Source organism: Streptomyces sp. AHA2 (genome assembly GCF_036857595.1).
Lineage (GTDB): Bacteria > Actinomycetota > Actinomycetes > Streptomycetales > Streptomycetaceae > Streptomyces.
Window position 1 is genome coordinate 1 of record NZ_JAUQWJ010000056.1, and the last position, 1,211, is coordinate 1,211.

The following is a 1,211-nucleotide window of genomic DNA, read 5'->3' on the forward strand; positions in this document are numbered from 1 at the left end:
CGGCGGATGTTGGGCGAGTGGTCCGGCCGGTCGGTGCGGTACGGCGGGGAGCCGTTGTTGACGGCCCGGTTCGAGGAGCAGGTGCGGGTGCGGCCGGATGCTTCGGCGGTCGTGTTCGGTGGTGGGTCGTTGTCGTACGGGGAGTTGAACGGTCGTGCCAATCGTTTGGCGCGGCGTTTGCGGGAGTCGGGGCTTGGGCGGGGTGATCTGGCGGGTGTGCTGCTGGATCGTGGTGTGGATTTCGCCGTTGCTGTGATCGCGGTGGTCAAGACGGGTGCCGGGTATGTGTTGCTGGATCCGGAGTTTCCCGATGAGCGGTTGCGCGGGACGGTGGAGGAAGCCGGTCTGCGTGTGCTGGTCACTGATTCCGCGCAGCATGCTCGGGGGGTCGGTGGTGCGGCGGTGCTGATCGACGGTGAACGGGAGTCGATCGCCGCGCAGGAGCCGGGCGATCTCGGTGTGACGCTGACGTCCGAGGACGCGGCGTGTGTGATGTTCACGTCGGGGTCGACGGGGCGGCCGAAGGGGATCGTGTCGTCGCATCGGAATCTGGTGTCGACGGTGTCGGCGCAGTCGTATGCCTCGTTCGGGCCGGGTGAGGTGTTTCTTCAGTGCTCGCCGGTGTCGTGGGACGCGTTCAGTCTGGAGTTCTGGGGTGCGCTGCTGCACGGCGGGACGACGGTGCTTCAGCCCGGTCAGCGGCCGGAGCCGGCGGTGGTGGCGGAGTTGTCCGTCCGGCATCGGGTGACGATGCTTCAGTTGTCGTCGAGTCTGTTCAACTACCTGGTCGACGAGCACCCGGAGACCTTCGCCGCGACCCGGATCGTGTTCACCGGTGGTGAGCCGGCCTCTCCCACGCACGTCGACCGCCTGCACGGGCTGCATCCACACCTGACGGTCACCAACGGTTACGGCCCGGCCGAGTCGATGGGTTTCACCACCACCCACACGGTGGACCGGGGTGTCGAGTTGGGTGCGAGTGTGCCGATCGGCCGGCCTTTGGTGAACAAGTCCGCCTTCGTGCTGGACGAGCGTCTGGGTCTGGTTCCGCCGGGGGTGACGGGGGAGTTGTATCTGGCCGGTGAGGGCGTCGCGCACGGCTATCTCGCCCAGTGCGCGCTCACCGCGACGCGTTTCCTGCCCAATCCGTTCGGGCCGGCGGGCAGCCGTCTCTACCGCACGGGTGACCGGGCCCGCTGGGACGGTGACGG

General features: G+C 68.0%; 1 protein-coding gene. It reads left to right on the forward strand.

The genetic code is table 11. The annotated features are described in order from the left end of the window. Positions 1-6 precede the first annotated feature (6 nt). Positions 7-1,211, forward strand: a 1,205-nt coding sequence (locus Q5694_RS34770; protein WP_333937515.1) for an amino acid adenylation domain-containing protein, incomplete at its 3' end; no start/stop codon positions are given.